Genomic DNA, 13,700 nt, shown 5'->3' with positions numbered 1-13,700 from the left:
TTAACTATCGCTGATACTCGTAACTTACGCGCGGTGTAATATTACACAGTAATTCGTAAGGGATAGTATCGGCGCAGTGGGCTATTTCTTCAACCGGAAGCTCCAGCCCCCACATTGTAACGCTGTCACCTACTTTAACATTATGCTCGTTTGCGCCTATATCAATGCTTATCATGTCCATAGACACACTGCCTACAATACCGTAACGCTGCCCTGCAATCATAACCGGTGTGCCTTCTTTGGCATGACGCGGATAGCCATCGCCATAACCCATAGCCACTACGGCTAATTGGGTCGGTTTATCACTTTGCCAACGGCCTCCGTACCCTACACGCTCGTGTGCGGCAACATCACGCACTGCAATCACCTTTGTGGTTAAACGCATGACCGGCTTTAAATTGTGTTCTTGCCCAGTGCAGTTTGCCATTGGCGACACCCCATAAAGCATAAGTCCTGGGCGTATCCAATCACCGTGCCCTGCAGGCCAAGCTATAATACCGGCCGAGTTTGATAAACAATGTGCTTGATCTATGCCCTTTACAAGCGTATCAAATAAGCTAATTTGCTGCGCCGTTTTAGTATTGTGCGTATCATCGGCACACGAAAAATGGGTCATCAAATTAATGGTGCTTTTAGCATTGGGTGTGCGCTGCAAGCGACTATAAAACGCGTCAAACTGCTCCGGTGCTATACCTAATCGGTGCATGCCGGTGTTTATTTTTAGCCAGCAAGTAATTGGCGCATCTAAGGTGGCATTTTCTATTGCTGCAAGCTGGTTTTCGTCGTGCACAATAGTTTGAAAATTATTAGCCAATAAAATAGGTAAGTCGGCTTTATTAAAAAAACCTTCAAGCAGTACTATTGGCTTTGTTAAACCACCGGCGCGCAGTGCGAGGGCTTCATCAATTCGGGCAACAGCAAATGCATCAGCACTATTTAAGTGCTGGGCAATTTTTACTAAACCATGCCCATACGCATTGGCTTTTAATACCGCCATTATTTTGCTATTTGGCGCAAAACGTTTTACCTGCGATAAGTTATGCGCAAGGGCGGTTAAGTTAATTTCGGCAGTGGCTAGGCGCATTAGTATTCATCATCAACTGCTGGCCCCGCGTAATTATCAAAGCGAGAAAATTGCCCTTGGAAGGTTAAGCGCACTTTACCAATTGGGCCGTTACGCTGTTTACCTATGATAATTTCGGCGATGCCTTTTTCTGTACTGTCTTCGTTGTATACCTCATCACGGTATATAAACATGATTAAATCGGCATCTTGCTCTATCGAACCCGACTCACGTAAATCTGAGTTAATTGGGCGTTTATCGGCACGTTGCTCTAGCGTACGGTTTAGCTGCGAAAGCGCAATAACCGGGCACTGTAACTCTTTAGCGAGCGCTTTTAATGAACGCGATATTTCGGCAATCTCTAAAGTACGATTATCTGATAAACTAGGTACGCGCATTAACTGAAGGTAATCGACCATGATCATACTAATACCACCGTGGTCGCGCGCTATACGTCTTGCACGTGAACGCACATCGGTAGGTGTAAGCCCCGATGCATCATCAACATACATTTTGCCTTTTTCCATCAACAGCCCCATAGTTGATGAAAGGCGTGCCCAATCGTCATCATCTAGCTGGCCAGTACGTACCTTAGTTTGGTTAATACGACCAAGTGATGCCAACATCCTCATCATAATTTGTTCAGAGGGCATCTCTAATGAGTAAATAAGCACAGGCTTGTCTTGCGTCATTGCGGCATGCTCAGCAAGGTTCATCGCAAAGGTGGTTTTACCCATTGAAGGACGTGCTGCAACAATAATTAAATCAGAAGGCTGCATACCTGCTGTCATTTTATCTAAATCAGCATACCCAGTGCTTACACCGGTTACACCGTCTTGCGGCGACTGGTATAGCTCTTCGATTTTATCGACGGTTTTTTCAAGAATGTTATGAATGCTTTGCGGGCCTTCGGTACTTTTTGTACGTTGCTCAGCAATTTTAAATACTTTACTCTCGGCAAAGTCTAATAAGTCGTGGCTGGTGCGCCCTTCTGGGTTAAAACCAGCTTCGGCTATTTCATTAGCTACGCCAATCATTTCGCGTACTACCGCGCGCTCACGCACAATATTGGCGTATGCATCGATATTCGCAGCACTTGGGGTGTTTTTAGCTATTTCGGCCAAATACGCAAAACCACCAATGCCTGCTAGTTGGTTATTTTTTTCAAGACTTTCTGAAATTGTGATTAAATCTATCGGATCGCCCACTTCAGCAAGCGCGGTCATGGCTTCAAAAATAAGCTTATGGGTGCGGGTATAAAAGTCCTGCGCAACAACCAGCTCTGCTACGCGGTCAAAAGCTTGGTTATCAAGCATTAAGCCACCTAAAACAGATTGTTCAGCTTCTATTGAATGGGGAGGAACTTTAAGGGTATCGACTTGCTTATCTGGTTTGGCCATAACTTCACAGTACTAAAATTGAATGGCTCTATTCTATCGACTTGGCGGGGCTGTGCAAATAGCAAAGCAGGAAATCTTTTCCTGCTTTTTGTAATCATACACGCTAATTAGCGTTATTTAGTTCGCAGCTCAATTCGCCCGCTTATAGTATCCATTTCAACACTTGCGCTGCCACCATTGGCACTAAACTCTAAATCACTAGAAGGGCCATATTTAGCTTTAGTCACTTTATCGCTGGTAACTTTATTAATAATTTTACCGTTGGCGTGCGCTTTAATCTCAAACTGAGCCGACACGCTTTGCGGGAAGTAAAAATCAGCATCACCACTTACCGACTCATAGCGAACATCAGCCCCTTTTAGCAACTCACTGATGTGTATTTCAGCTTCGCCGTTTACAGTATTAATACGTAAGCTTTTTATGCTCGATAATGTAAAGTCGATATCGCCATTTACGTTTTCTAATCGTACGTCGTTTGCGGTTGTGCTTGATTTAATATCGCCATTTACGGCACTAAAACGCAGCTCGCCACTTGATTGCTTATCGTTTATTTCACCGTTTACGGTTTCAAATTGAATATTGCCGCTTAAGTTCTGTGCGTTTACATCGCCATTTACGGTGCTTAATTTAACAGTGCCGCTAATGTCATCTACCGTAATTTCACCATTAACAACATCAACCTCAGCGCCTTTTTTAAGTGTTTTTGCAGTCACTGACACATTTACGCCAGCAAATTCTAAGCGACTGCTTTTTGGCATAAATACTGTTAAGTTAGAGCCATCTCCATTGTTACCCCACCCCAAATTGCGTGGCATTTTTACTATAAATTCGGTTTTATCGCCTGTCGTTTTAAGATCAAACCCTTCGGCTTTGTCGTCAAGCTCGCCGGAGACTTTAAATTCGTTTTTATCCCAGCCGGTTATGTTTACATCGCCGCGTTGGTTTTCAATAAAAATAGTGCCGCCGCTTGGCACCTCTATTTGCTTATCTATTTTTTCGCCCGCTAAAACGCTCAGTGGTAATAGGCTTAGCCCAAGTAAAATTGCTTTCATGTTATTCCCCTATATTTGCTGCCAACGCGGTGCATGCACCTTGTTAATTAAGTCGAGTTGTTGCTGGTAAACTTGCGCCAACATGGTCAGTAATGCCTGATTTTGTGGCTCGTTTTCAAGTGCCTGTTTAATTGCTTGCTCTGCTTCTTCAAGCTCTTGTAACTGTGCTTGCCAGTTATTAGTAAGTGCATCCTGGTTTTTGTACTGCACTAATAAACTTTGCTTTTGCGCTTTAAAGTAATCGCTCATAGCAACCACTTGGCTTGGCTCGTTATTGCTCATAAATATATTTATTGCTAATAACGCCGCTGCACTGCACGCAGCAATAGCGCTCAATTTAGGCCATAATGGCGCTTTAACAGCAGGTGGCTTAGCTGTAACTATGGCGTGCTCAATGCCCTGCCAAAGCGCTTTATTGGGCGCTATGTCTTTATTTAAATTGTTTAAAGACTCGTTTAAGTAGTCATCAAAATTTTGTTTACTCATACTCGTACCACTCTTGTAATAACTGCCTTGCACGATGATATTGCGACTTACTCGACCCTACTGCCATTCCCAATTGCTGGGCTATTTCTTCGTGGCGGTAGCCTTCAATGGCATATAAAACAAACACCATGCGGGCGCGCTCTGGTAGGCGAACAATTAATTTATCTAACCCGTTTAATCCTTTACAGCTTTGTGCGCTTTGCTCATCCATACCGCTTTGTTCTATGCTCACAACTTTATTTAACCAGCTTTTGTGCTTGCGTACATAACTAATCGCAATGTTACTTGCTACGCTATATAGCCAAGTAGAAAATTGTGAGCGCCCGTCAAACTGCGCTATTTTATGCCACACCTGCACAAATACCTCTTGGGCGGCATCTTCAGCGTGCGCTTCATCGGCCAATAAGCGCAAACATAAACCATAAACACGCTTTATATGCAGCTCATATAATGCCTTATAGGCATTTTGATCCCCCGCTTTAACACGCTCAATGAGTGCAAGGTCGCATAGGGGCGTGTGCTCGGGTTTTGTGTGTAACATCCGTGATGTCGCCTTTTAATTATTTTTATTTAAAAACGTGTATTAATGAGTGTATTGATTACTAAGACGCAAAGACAGACAAGAAAGGTTTAAACTAATAATAAAAATAGTTAAATAATTTTATAAAGAGGTATTAGATGGGTATTAAAGAGGAATTTTAGATACAAAAAAGCCGCGCTAAAAGCACGGCTTTTTGGGCTTAATTAAAAATTAAGCTTCAGCAATAACGATTACTTTAATAGTAGCTGTTACGTCTGAGTGTACTGCGATTGCAACGTCGAATTCGCCAGTTTCACGGATAGTACCGTGAGGTAAACGAACTTCTGATTTAGCAACTTCAACACCAACAGCTGAGATAGCGTCAGCGATGTCACGAGTACCGATTGAACCGAATAGCTTACCTTCGTCACCAGCTTTAGATACTAAAGTAACTTCTGCTAATGCTTCTAGTTTGTCAGCGCGTGCTTGTGCTGCAGTTAACTGTTCAGCGATTTTCGCTTCTAAGTCTGCGCGACGAGCATCAAACGTTTCAATGTTTGCTTTAGTTGCAGGAACTGCCTTACCTTGCGGGAAAAGGAAGTTACGTGCGAAGCCAGATTTAACAACAACCTGGTCACCTAGGCCACCTAGGTTAGCGATCTTATCTAGTAGAATAACTTGCATGTTTCTACACCTTTTAAAAACTGTTAATCCGCTGCTTACTTATGTAAGTCAGTGTATGGAAGAAGGGCTAAGTAGCGAGCACGCTTAATAGCAGTTGCTAGCTGGCGCTGGTATTTAGCGCTAGTACCTGTAATACGGCTAGGTACGATTTTGCCACTTTCTGTAACATAGTTTCTAAGAGTAGCTAGATCTTTGTAATCGATTTGTTGTACGCCTTCCGCTTTAAAGCGGCAGAACTTACGACGTCTGAAATAACGTGCCATGAGATTAATTCCTCAAATAATTCTTTCTATATGCTGAGCATGCAAAACCAATTGGCTAAGGCCGTTACGACCTTCGTGGCGATTTAAAAAACCACTCACTTGCAATGCCTGCCCAACGTGCAAATGTTGAGTCTGTTGTTGCATTTGCTTACCACTGGCAACAACCTGAAGCCTAACGTAACTATTACGGTTAAGATCTGCTTCGGTTTGCATCGATTTATGTTCTACAACAAAAATACAATGCGGTATGCCTGCAGGGCTTTGGCTAAACTTGGGTGTTTTACAAACAACCCCCGATATAACCAGCTGATTCATATATGGGCTAACCATTACACTAACTGCTGACTACGTGCCATGCTAGGACTCAAAACAATTAAGCAGCTGGTGCTTCTTTCTTCTCTTCTCTTGCAAGAGGAGACGCTTCAGTTACTGCATTTTTAGTACGCATAACTAAGTTACGAAGCACTGCATCGTTGTAGCGGAAAGTAGTTTCTAGCTCGCTGATTACTTCAGTAGGTGCTTCAACGTTCATAAGAACATAATGAGCTTTGTGAAGCTTGTTGATTGGGTAAGCCAGTTGACGACGGCCCCAGTCTTCAAGACGGTGGATAGTACCACCAGCTTCAGTGATAGAACCAGTATAACGTTCGATCATACCAGATACTTGCTCACTCTGATCAGGGTGAACCATGAATACGATTTCGTAATGACGCATGGATATTCCTTACGGTTAATAGAGCCTTCTACCGTTTCGGCCGGTCGGTTTAAGGCAAGGAATTAATAGTGTAAAAGCCGAAATGAGCGCGCATTTTACGCTTAGATGGATAATTAAGCAAGCAGGTTTTTTAAGCTTTGATAGATAAGTGTTAAAGCTATCAGCTATCAGCTATCAGCTATCTGATCTGACCCCGATGATCTGACCCCGATAAAGTAGACACGGGGTTTTAATTCATTGATTCATATTGTATGGGGCTAACATTTCCAATCGTCCCATGCATTCGCACTGAGTTGTAGTAATTCTCAATATAAAAACGACTTTGTATTGTCATTTCGCTACGACTCAGTTCATTTAGATTACTCATCCATTCTTTTTTGTACTGAGCAAAAAAACTTTCTGAACAGGCATTATCCCAGCAGTTCCCCTTTCTCGACATGCTAATCGTTACACCTCGCTTGTTCAACCACGATATAGTCTCTTTAGCTCGATACTGGCTCCCTTGATCTGAATGAAACAGTAAACGTTGCCCGTTCGGCTTGCGCACATTCCAAGCCTTCTTTAGTGTTTTAATCACTAAAACCGCATTATTAATTCGACTTGTTGCCCAGCCCACAACTTTGCGTGAGTATAAATCTAAAATGACACATAAGTACTGCCAGCCTTCTTTACAGCGCACCTGAGTTATATCCGATACCCATACACTATTAGGCTCTTCAACATCAAATTGACGAGCAAGTAGATTCTCTGTCGTTATAAAACCCTGCTTTTTATTACCACTGGTGTAGCGACGCTTACCTGATTTAGAGCGATAACCTACGCTTTGTAATAAACGCTGCACTCGGCCTTTACTGCAATCATATCCGTCGGCTATGGCGGCTTGCCACAATTTTCTGTAACCAGGTATGCAGTGCTCTTCATTACTTCTTTTTATTAAAAACTGAAGTAAAAAATCATTTTTTCTTTCAACTGGATTCGACGACTGTTTCAACCATTTGTAATACCCAGCCTTAGAAACAGATAATAACTTACATAACTTGCTTACTGTTTTCTTCACCGTCGTGGTCTTATGAATATATTGAAACCTTATTCTTTTAGACTGTCGAAGTAGGCCCTCGCCTTTTTTAGTACGTCGTTCTCCAACTGTACGTCCTCAAGCTGCTTTTCAAGGTTACGAACTTGACGTTCAAGGTCTTTATATGACTTTTCTGGACCATGGTTTTTAAGTGGCTTAAGCTCTTTTCTTGAGGTCATTTTACTTCTCCAACTTGACAGCATATCGGGATGAATACCGTATTTATTAGCGGTCATTTTAACGGTACCGTGTGAGTCTAGTGACTCCTGCACCACTTTTCTTTTAAATTCCTCTGTATGTTTACGAAACGCTTTTACTTTCATGAGAACTGACTCCTAAATAGGTGTCTACTTTTATGGAGTCAGATCAATCAGCTATCAGGGTGATATTAATATGCGTCCGCTTTATATCAACAAGCAGAATTACGATAAGTGCGTTGGGTTTGTGTGTAAACGCAAAGCTTGCTTGCGTAAAAAGCGCAGCTTTTAATTACTTACCCCCTCCATTTGCGCCTAAAATATAAACATTTACTCAAACCTAAAGCCGTGCAATTATTAAGCAACACATTATTTAATAAGGATATTTATGAAGCTCTTACTATCACTTGTATTTGCATTTGCTTTTAGTACCTCTTTTTTATGCCACGCAGACACTGCTACAACCGACATAACCGTTGGTAAAAAAGTCATTTTACAATCAAAAATACTTAACGAAGACAGGCCTATCAGAATTTTCATACCTGACACTGTAAAAGACGATCAGCCGCTTTATATTATTTATTTACTAGATGGTGTTGAGCACTTTCATACGGCGTCAGGTGTTATAAAATCCTTAGTTGATTACGAACAAATACCTAATGCCATGCTTGTTGGTATTGATACAACAAACCGCGTGCGTGATTACTTACCTAAAGTAGATGGTGAGCCGAAAACTGAGTTTCAAACCTTTGTAAAAAATAAATGGCCCGATGCTGGGCAAACCGACAGCTTTTTAAAATTTGTGTCTGACGAGCTCATGCCCTATATAAACAGCAATTACTCAACTAACGGCTACAACACCTTAATTGGTCACTCTAATGCTGGTACATTAGCGCTTTACACTTTAGTTAATCAGCCTGAATTGTTTAACAACTACATAGCTATAAGCCCAAATAGTTGGTGGAGTGATGAAGAGTTAAAAAATAATATTGTTAAATACACTAAAAACCCTAAAGGCGCTCAAGAGTTATTTATAAGTGTAGCGAGTGAAGGCGCACGTTTTTATACAGGCGCATTAAATACGTTAGTAAATTTAGAACAACAAATGCCCACACAGCTAAAATGGGAATATAAGCATTACCCTACTTTTACTCATATGGGCACTATACTGCCAGCCCTTAGCGATAGCCTAATTCACTTATTTAGTGACCTAATTTTTAACGTAACTGACGAGCACGGAAAATTTGCCGATGTATCACTTATCACAGGTTACTACCAAGCACTGAGTGATAAGTACGGATTTGAGCTTAAAATTCCACAAGATGTGTACGTAGAGTTTGCCCACAGCCAGCAAAAGTTTGATAACACTAAAAAAGCGATAACTACACTTAAACACTTTACTCGTGATTACCCTAATGCTGCTTACTCCCACATGCGATTGTCGCAAGGCTACACGGCTGACAAACAGTTTAAAGAAGCTGTTGCCAGTATGAAACACGCACTAAAACTTGCTAAACAAAACTCGCGCGACCCACTGTTAATTGATGCACTACAAGATATGGTAAATGAAGCCCGAGCCAATTTGTAACTAATTTAACGCAAAGCGCTTTTTAACTGACGATAGTAATTACGAGCTATGCTCGTCGCGTCAGCAAGCTAAACGCCTACAGATAAAATTAAGCTCAGTGTGAAACTTTGCATGTAGATACCATCTCTCATTTTAAGCTTCAAGGTCGTACTTAACTTTCTTGGAGCTTAAACTCTTCTTGGTTTTTTATTACACCAAAACATATATGAATGAGCTTTCTCATATTCGCACATACAGCTTGCATCGGTGTTTTACCGTTATTTATTAATGTTAACTTGTGTCGTTTTATTCTTTTATTCCATTGCCCAGCGACAATGGCTGCCATGTAGAGTTTACAGCGAATTCTGGCTGGCCCAAGTTTACTGATTGTTGTTCGCCCTTTTAATTTACCCGATTCATTGTGCCGTGGGATTAATCCACAATAAGCTGCTGCTTCTTTGGCTTTATTAAACTTTTTAGCCGCAAACAAATATGTCAGCTCTCTCGATAATACATGCCCAATGCCAGGTATAGACTCTAGTAGTTTCCTGTTTCTTTTTAAACCAGGCTCATTATCTATGTGATCATCAATGTCAGATTTAAGCTGTTTAATTTCGTCATCTAAAAATGCGATAGTCACTTTTATCGATTGGCGAACACGTGCTGAAACGTTGCTGAATTCACTTGCTTCTAATCGGTTAGCTTCTCGTTGCCGGTTACTCTCAAGCGCATCTAAACGACGGATAAGGGCTTTAAGCTCTCTAACTTCTAACGCTTCAGGTTGCCAATAATCAACGACTGCGTGCTTTGCACAGCCGTAGTGGGCAAGCATCGTTGCATCAGATTTGTCTGTTTTATGAATTATGTTTAACGCGTCAGCATACTTTTTCGCTTTGCCTGTATTCGCTAAAATAATATTAAAGCCTTGCTCATGTAAAAAATACATCAGTGCTTCATGATAAACACCCGTTGGTTCGAGGGTGATAACGAGCTCACTAGCAACGCTTTTAGTTGTATTTAAAAGCCACTTTTCTATTTTCTCAAAGTCTTGATGCTTGTTTTTAAAGACTTTTGTTTTAATCTTGTTTGTAAGCTGGTCTCTCAACCACGATAAATCAATTTTCTCTTTACTAATATCAATGCCGATAAACATCATCTCTACTTACTCCCCTTGTACATACAGCATCTACTTAAATAAAAGTGTGCTTGGATACCATTCAGTTTGTGAGAATAGAAAGTCAGGGCTTTATCTACGGAGCAGTATTAAATACTAGGCGCAAAGGCAAGCTCACTGACTTCGATGTGATAAATGATAGCTAATCATTTATCAACGAGAGATACAAGACGCAAAGCTTGCTCGCGTGAAAAGCGCAGCTTTTAAATATCTGTATTACGAATAAAGTGCTGTAAAGTAAACTCTATAATATAAAATATTTAATAGCCTAGGTACTAACTATATGCCCCTCTTTAGCAAAAAATGGATATTCCTCTCAGTTTTATTTTCTATACCGATTGTATTTGGCACTTACTCTATTTCAATTCAAAACGTATCTATAGCTGATAAATGGAGCGCTACTGGCGGTTGGGCTGGAGGCTATACAACCTGCATTGCTTTAATATTTGCTATATACCATTATCAAAAGCTTTTAATCACAGCTGATAAAGAAAGGCTAGCTTTTCATACGATCCCTAAACTACTAAACAACTTAGATACCCTAAGAATACTACCTATTACAGTTTTAGAAATTGATAAATGGGGTTTATATGATGAAGAGCGAGAAGATAAAGTCTCATTCGTAAATAACCTCCATGAATTAAATAAAAAAAGAAGTGAAGAGCTACTTACTAGGGGAATTTTATTCGATGAATTAAACTCACAAGTTGATAAGTTAAAGTTCAAAAATTTTCGTTTTAAAAATGAATTTGAAGAAAATCTTATTAGTCTAAAGAATGACTTTGAGGACATATTAAAAATTGAGCAAGGTATTAAAAATACTTTAAGTGGTATAAATATCAATACAGATATTCACGCGTACCGTGATTCGTCTCTATTCAACTTAAAAAATAATAATAAAACAAATATAGGAGATATTATCTTACAAGGTAAATATGGGTTGCTTGATGACTATATAACCAGCCTAAAAGAAAGGCTTGTACTACTAAAAAGTGAAATAAGGTATTGATGTCTGTTATAAAAAACCGATGTTTAACCTAAACATCGGTTTTTCTTTGCTGGAAGTTAACAGCTGAAAGCTAAAAACTAACTACTTTACTTTATCTGTTGGGTTTCGCTTCGCTCAACCCAACCTACATTATTTGCCTATCGCTTCTTTGGCGAATAGGTGTTTTATTGGGCCTAGGTTATCAACGAGTGACAGCCCGACTCCACGTATCAGCTTTTTAACCGGGTTGGCACCTTCAAATAACTCTTTAAGCCCTTGCATCATGGCTATGTGCTTTTGCGCGTCGAGCTTGCGGGTGCGCTCGTAATCGCGAAGTGTGCGGGTACTCGCAAACTCTTTACTATCACTTGTCAGTAGCTCAATTAAATATGCGGCGTCTTTTAGGCCTAGGTTCATACCAAGCCCTGCAAGTGGGTGAATGGTGTGTGCTGCATCGCCCATTAATACCACTTTGCCGCTTACCCATTGCTGGGCGTAGCGCATTTTAAGTGGAAATGCTGCGCGTTTACTTTGCACTTCACACAGCCCGCATTGGCCATCTATGGCTGCCATTACAGCTTTATTAAAAGTAGTGTCGTCCATTGCTAGCAATTCATCGCAATGATTAGGGCTGGTAGACCACACAATAGAATGGGTGTTGTCATCGCTAAGTGGTAAAAAAGCCAGTGGCCCAGTTGGTAAAAACACTTGGCGTGCGGTGTTTGCGTGTGGCTCTTTGGTTTTAACCGTAGCAACCAATGCATGATGGTCGTAATCTTTAAAGCTTAGCGCCATATTAAATTGTTTACGAATAGCCGAATTTGCGCCATCGGCCGCCACCAGCAGCTTAGCAATAATAGGCTCACCGCTTTTAAGGGTTATAAATACATCAGACTCACTTTGGTGTATTTGTTGATACTCAGTATCAAACATCAGTGTGGCAGTGGGGTGTTGCTCTAGCTCTTTTATAAGTGCAAAACGAATAATATCGTTTTCAACTATATGGCCTAAGTGTTCAAGCTCAAGTTGCTCGTTATTAAAGGCTATTTTACCAAAGCTGTCGGCATCGCGTACGTCCATATGCGTATATGCACACGCTCGCTCTGCCATTATGTGTGGCCATACGTTTAATTGCTCAAACAGGTTTTGGCTTGCAATACTCAGCGCACTTACGCGCAAGGCGTATTTATCACTTGGCGGTAATTGCTTTGGCGCGGCGTCTAGCACCACAACACTTACATTGGCTTTAGCGAGTCCTAACGCGAGGGTTAAGCCTACGCAGCCACCACCCACTATACAAACCTGTGCTTGCTTCATAAACGTGTACCTTGTTTAACTTGCCCCATTAGCTGCTTGGCCAACGGTGCTTTTAATGCGGGAAATAAATCCATTGAGAAAAGCCCAATGCTGCGCCCAAGCGCTAATACCCGTGACGAGTTTGAAAAAAGCCTAACCAGTGCATCGGTTAAACTCATTACGGTATTTATATCGCTGCTACGCTTTAGTGAATACTCACGGGTAAACGCATAACTGCCTAACTCGTTTTTACTTGTTGCAATTAAATTACTAAGTACTTGTACATCACGCAGGCCTAAATTAAAGCCCTGCCCTGCAATGGGATGAATAGCATGAGCAGCGTTACCAATGACTACCGTACGATGCGCCGTTAATGATTCAGCTTGGCCATATACTAGCGGGTAGCTTGTGCGTGTGCCCACTTTTGTAAATTGCCCTGCTCTGTAACCAAATGCACTTTGCAGTGCGTTTAAAAAATCATTTTCGTTTAAGGCTGTATGCTGCTCAACGTGCTGTTGCTTCATGCACCACACTAACGAATAACGGCTATTGCTCATTGGTAAAAGTGCCATCGGGCCGTGCTCGGTAAAGCGCTCATACGCATGGTTGTTATGCCCGCCTGCTACTTCAACATTGGCTATAATAGCGCCTTGCTCATAGGGCTGAGTATTAAAGCCTAAACCAAGTAAGTTACGGGTTGGAGATTGCGCACCATCGGCAATAACCAGTAGCTTAGTATTAAGTTGCTCTCCGCTTTGTAAAGTAACCTCATTACTGTTTAGGCTTTGCTTAATAGCGCTTACGCTATCGGGGCAATAAAGTGCAATACTCGCTTGCGTTAAACGCTGATACAGTGCGCGGCCAAACGGGTTTACCTCAACCACGTAACCTAATGACGGTTTAGCAAACTCGTCGCAACTAATATGCGCTTTACCAAAGTGACCACGATCCGACACGCTTACTTTTTTTATTGCTGCTGTGTATGGCGCACGTGGCTCAAATAAATTTAACTGCTGTAAATACTCAACCGATTGCTGTGCAAGGGCAATGCTTCTGTCGTCAAAACTTGGGTGGTAATCGCCCGTTACTTGGTTTGCTTCTACTACCGCAATAGTAAGTGAAGGGTTTGTTTTAGCAATGCTTAGCGCACAACTTGCCCCTGCAAGCCCGCCCCCAATAACAACGACATCAAACTGCTTAGACACTTTATTTCTCCAAGC

Annotated in this window: 15 protein-coding genes; 2 read left to right on the top strand and 13 right to left on the bottom strand. The window is 41.4% G+C overall.

The genetic code is table 11. From position 1 onward, the window contains the following. Window positions 1-4: 4 nt before the first annotated feature. The 10 genes from alr to VOI46_RS03255 form a co-directional block, all read right to left on the bottom strand. Window positions 5-1,084 (bottom strand): alanine racemase, encoded by a 1,080-nt coding sequence (gene alr, locus VOI46_RS03300; protein ID WP_004588462.1) that lies wholly within the window; start codon window positions 1,082-1,084, stop codon window positions 5-7. Next, window positions 1,084-2,463 carry a replicative DNA helicase gene (gene dnaB, locus VOI46_RS03295; RefSeq protein ID WP_004588461.1) on the bottom strand — a complete coding sequence of 460 codons (1,380 nt, stop codon included), beginning with the start codon at window positions 2,461-2,463 and terminating at the stop codon, window positions 1,084-1,086. The genes alr and dnaB overlap by 1 nt, the downstream gene beginning before the upstream one ends. Before the next feature lie 113 nt (window positions 2,464-2,576). Beyond that, a complete protein-coding gene (locus VOI46_RS03290) occupies window positions 2,577-3,515 on the bottom strand; it encodes a DUF4097 family beta strand repeat-containing protein (RefSeq protein WP_004588460.1) in 939 nt (312 codons plus the stop codon). Window positions 3,516-3,524: 9 nt separating this feature from the next. Continuing rightward, window positions 3,525-4,001 carry a hypothetical protein gene (locus VOI46_RS03285; RefSeq protein WP_004588459.1) on the bottom strand — a complete coding sequence of 159 codons (477 nt, stop codon included), beginning with the start codon at window positions 3,999-4,001 and terminating at the stop codon, window positions 3,525-3,527. Next, window positions 3,994-4,542 (bottom strand): RNA polymerase sigma factor, encoded by a 549-nt coding sequence (locus VOI46_RS03280; protein ID WP_004588458.1) that lies wholly within the window; start codon window positions 4,540-4,542, stop codon window positions 3,994-3,996. The genes VOI46_RS03285 and VOI46_RS03280 overlap by 8 nt, the downstream gene beginning before the upstream one ends. 210 nt (window positions 4,543-4,752) lie before the next feature. Continuing rightward, entirely contained in the window at window positions 4,753-5,205 is a 453-nt protein-coding gene (gene rplI / locus VOI46_RS03275) for a 50S ribosomal protein L9 (protein WP_004588457.1), read from the bottom strand. A gap of 35 nt (window positions 5,206-5,240) precedes the next feature. After that, on the bottom strand, window positions 5,241-5,468 hold the full coding sequence (rpsR, locus tag VOI46_RS03270) for a 30S ribosomal protein S18 (protein WP_002962753.1): 228 nt from the start codon (window positions 5,466-5,468) through the stop codon (window positions 5,241-5,243). Between the two features lie 12 nt (window positions 5,469-5,480). Next, window positions 5,481-5,798, bottom strand: a complete 318-nt coding sequence (priB, locus tag VOI46_RS03265) for a primosomal replication protein N (RefSeq protein ID WP_004588456.1) — start codon at window positions 5,796-5,798, stop codon at window positions 5,481-5,483. 43 nt (window positions 5,799-5,841) lie between these two features. Then, the gene (gene rpsF, locus VOI46_RS03260) at window positions 5,842-6,183 is read right to left on the bottom strand and encodes a 30S ribosomal protein S6 (RefSeq protein ID WP_004588455.1); all 342 of its coding nucleotides are present in this window, start codon (window positions 6,181-6,183) and stop codon (window positions 5,842-5,844) included. A gap of 229 nt (window positions 6,184-6,412) precedes the next feature. Then, window positions 6,413-7,581 (bottom strand): IS3 family transposase gene (locus tag VOI46_RS03255; RefSeq protein ID WP_095206617.1). Its coding sequence is split into 2 segments (ribosomal slippage): window positions 6,413-7,311 and window positions 7,311-7,581, totalling 1,170 coding nucleotides; the frame shifts between segments, so codons are not numbered across the junction. Window positions 7,582-7,843: 262 nt separating this feature from the next. Between VOI46_RS03255 and VOI46_RS03250 the strand changes: the two genes are divergently transcribed. Continuing rightward, on the top strand, window positions 7,844-9,043 hold the full coding sequence (locus tag VOI46_RS03250) for an alpha/beta hydrolase-fold protein (RefSeq protein WP_004589604.1): 1,200 nt from the start codon (window positions 7,844-7,846) through the stop codon (window positions 9,041-9,043). Window positions 9,044-9,194: 151 nt separating this feature from the next. Here the strand turns inward: VOI46_RS03250 and VOI46_RS03245 are convergent, their stop codons facing one another. Then, entirely contained in the window at window positions 9,195-10,178 is a 984-nt protein-coding gene (locus VOI46_RS03245; protein WP_096739135.1) for an IS110 family transposase, read from the bottom strand. A gap of 301 nt (window positions 10,179-10,479) precedes the next feature. Here VOI46_RS03245 and VOI46_RS03240 point away from each other — a divergent pair, with 301 nt between their 5' ends. Next, the gene (locus VOI46_RS03240) at window positions 10,480-11,205 is read left to right on the top strand and encodes a hypothetical protein (protein ID WP_004589603.1); all 726 of its coding nucleotides are present in this window, start codon (window positions 10,480-10,482) and stop codon (window positions 11,203-11,205) included. A 129-nt stretch (window positions 11,206-11,334) separates the two neighbouring features. Here the strand turns inward: VOI46_RS03240 and VOI46_RS03235 are convergent, their stop codons facing one another. Next, on the bottom strand, window positions 11,335-12,501 hold the full coding sequence (locus VOI46_RS03235; RefSeq protein WP_004589602.1) for an FAD-dependent monooxygenase: 1,167 nt from the start codon (window positions 12,499-12,501) through the stop codon (window positions 11,335-11,337). Beyond that, window positions 12,498-13,685: a 2-octaprenyl-6-methoxyphenyl hydroxylase gene (gene ubiH / locus VOI46_RS03230; RefSeq protein WP_004589601.1), complete on the bottom strand. Its 1,188-nt coding sequence runs from the start codon at window positions 13,683-13,685 to the stop codon at window positions 12,498-12,500. Before ubiH ends, VOI46_RS03235 begins: the two co-directional genes overlap by 4 nt. Window positions 13,686-13,700: the final 15 nt, after the last annotated feature.

The sequence above is a fragment of the Pseudoalteromonas sp. CuT4-3 genome, from assembly GCF_035666335.1.
In the GTDB taxonomy this organism is placed as follows: Bacteria; Pseudomonadota; Gammaproteobacteria; order Enterobacterales; family Alteromonadaceae; genus Pseudoalteromonas; species Pseudoalteromonas atlantica.
The sequence above is the reverse complement of the archived record's forward strand: the minus strand, read 5'-3'. Positions and strand labels throughout refer to the sequence as shown.

Excerpts from the sequence above, each read along its gene's own strand:
- alr (WP_004588462.1), bottom strand. The coding sequence starts at position 1,084 with ATGCGCCTAGCCACTGCCGAAATTAACTTAACCGCCCTTGCGCATAAC.
- dnaB (WP_004588461.1), bottom strand. The coding sequence starts at position 2,463 with ATGGCCAAACCAGATAAGCAAGTCGATACCCTTAAAGTTCCTCCCCAT.
- VOI46_RS03290 (WP_004588460.1), bottom strand. The coding sequence starts at position 3,515 with ATGAAAGCAATTTTACTTGGGCTAAGCCTATTACCACTGAGCGTTTTA.
- VOI46_RS03285 (WP_004588459.1), bottom strand. The coding sequence starts at position 4,001 with ATGAGTAAACAAAATTTTGATGACTACTTAAACGAGTCTTTAAACAAT.
- VOI46_RS03280 (WP_004588458.1), bottom strand. The coding sequence starts at position 4,542 with ATGTTACACACAAAACCCGAGCACACGCCCCTATGCGACCTTGCACTC.
- rplI (WP_004588457.1), bottom strand. The coding sequence starts at position 5,205 with ATGCAAGTTATTCTACTAGATAAGATCGCTAACCTAGGTGGCCTAGGT.
- rpsR (WP_002962753.1), bottom strand. The coding sequence starts at position 5,468 with ATGGCACGTTATTTCAGACGTCGTAAGTTCTGCCGCTTTAAAGCGGAA.
- priB (WP_004588456.1), bottom strand. The coding sequence starts at position 5,798 with ATGGTTAGCCCATATATGAATCAGCTGGTTATATCGGGGGTTGTTTGT.
- rpsF (WP_004588455.1), bottom strand. The coding sequence starts at position 6,183 with ATGCGTCATTACGAAATCGTATTCATGGTTCACCCTGATCAGAGTGAG.
- VOI46_RS03250 (WP_004589604.1), top strand. The coding sequence starts at position 7,844 with ATGAAGCTCTTACTATCACTTGTATTTGCATTTGCTTTTAGTACCTCT.
- VOI46_RS03245 (WP_096739135.1), bottom strand. The coding sequence starts at position 10,178 with ATGATGTTTATCGGCATTGATATTAGTAAAGAGAAAATTGATTTATCG.
- VOI46_RS03240 (WP_004589603.1), top strand. The coding sequence starts at position 10,480 with ATGCCCCTCTTTAGCAAAAAATGGATATTCCTCTCAGTTTTATTTTCT.
- VOI46_RS03235 (WP_004589602.1), bottom strand. The coding sequence starts at position 12,501 with ATGAAGCAAGCACAGGTTTGTATAGTGGGTGGTGGCTGCGTAGGCTTA.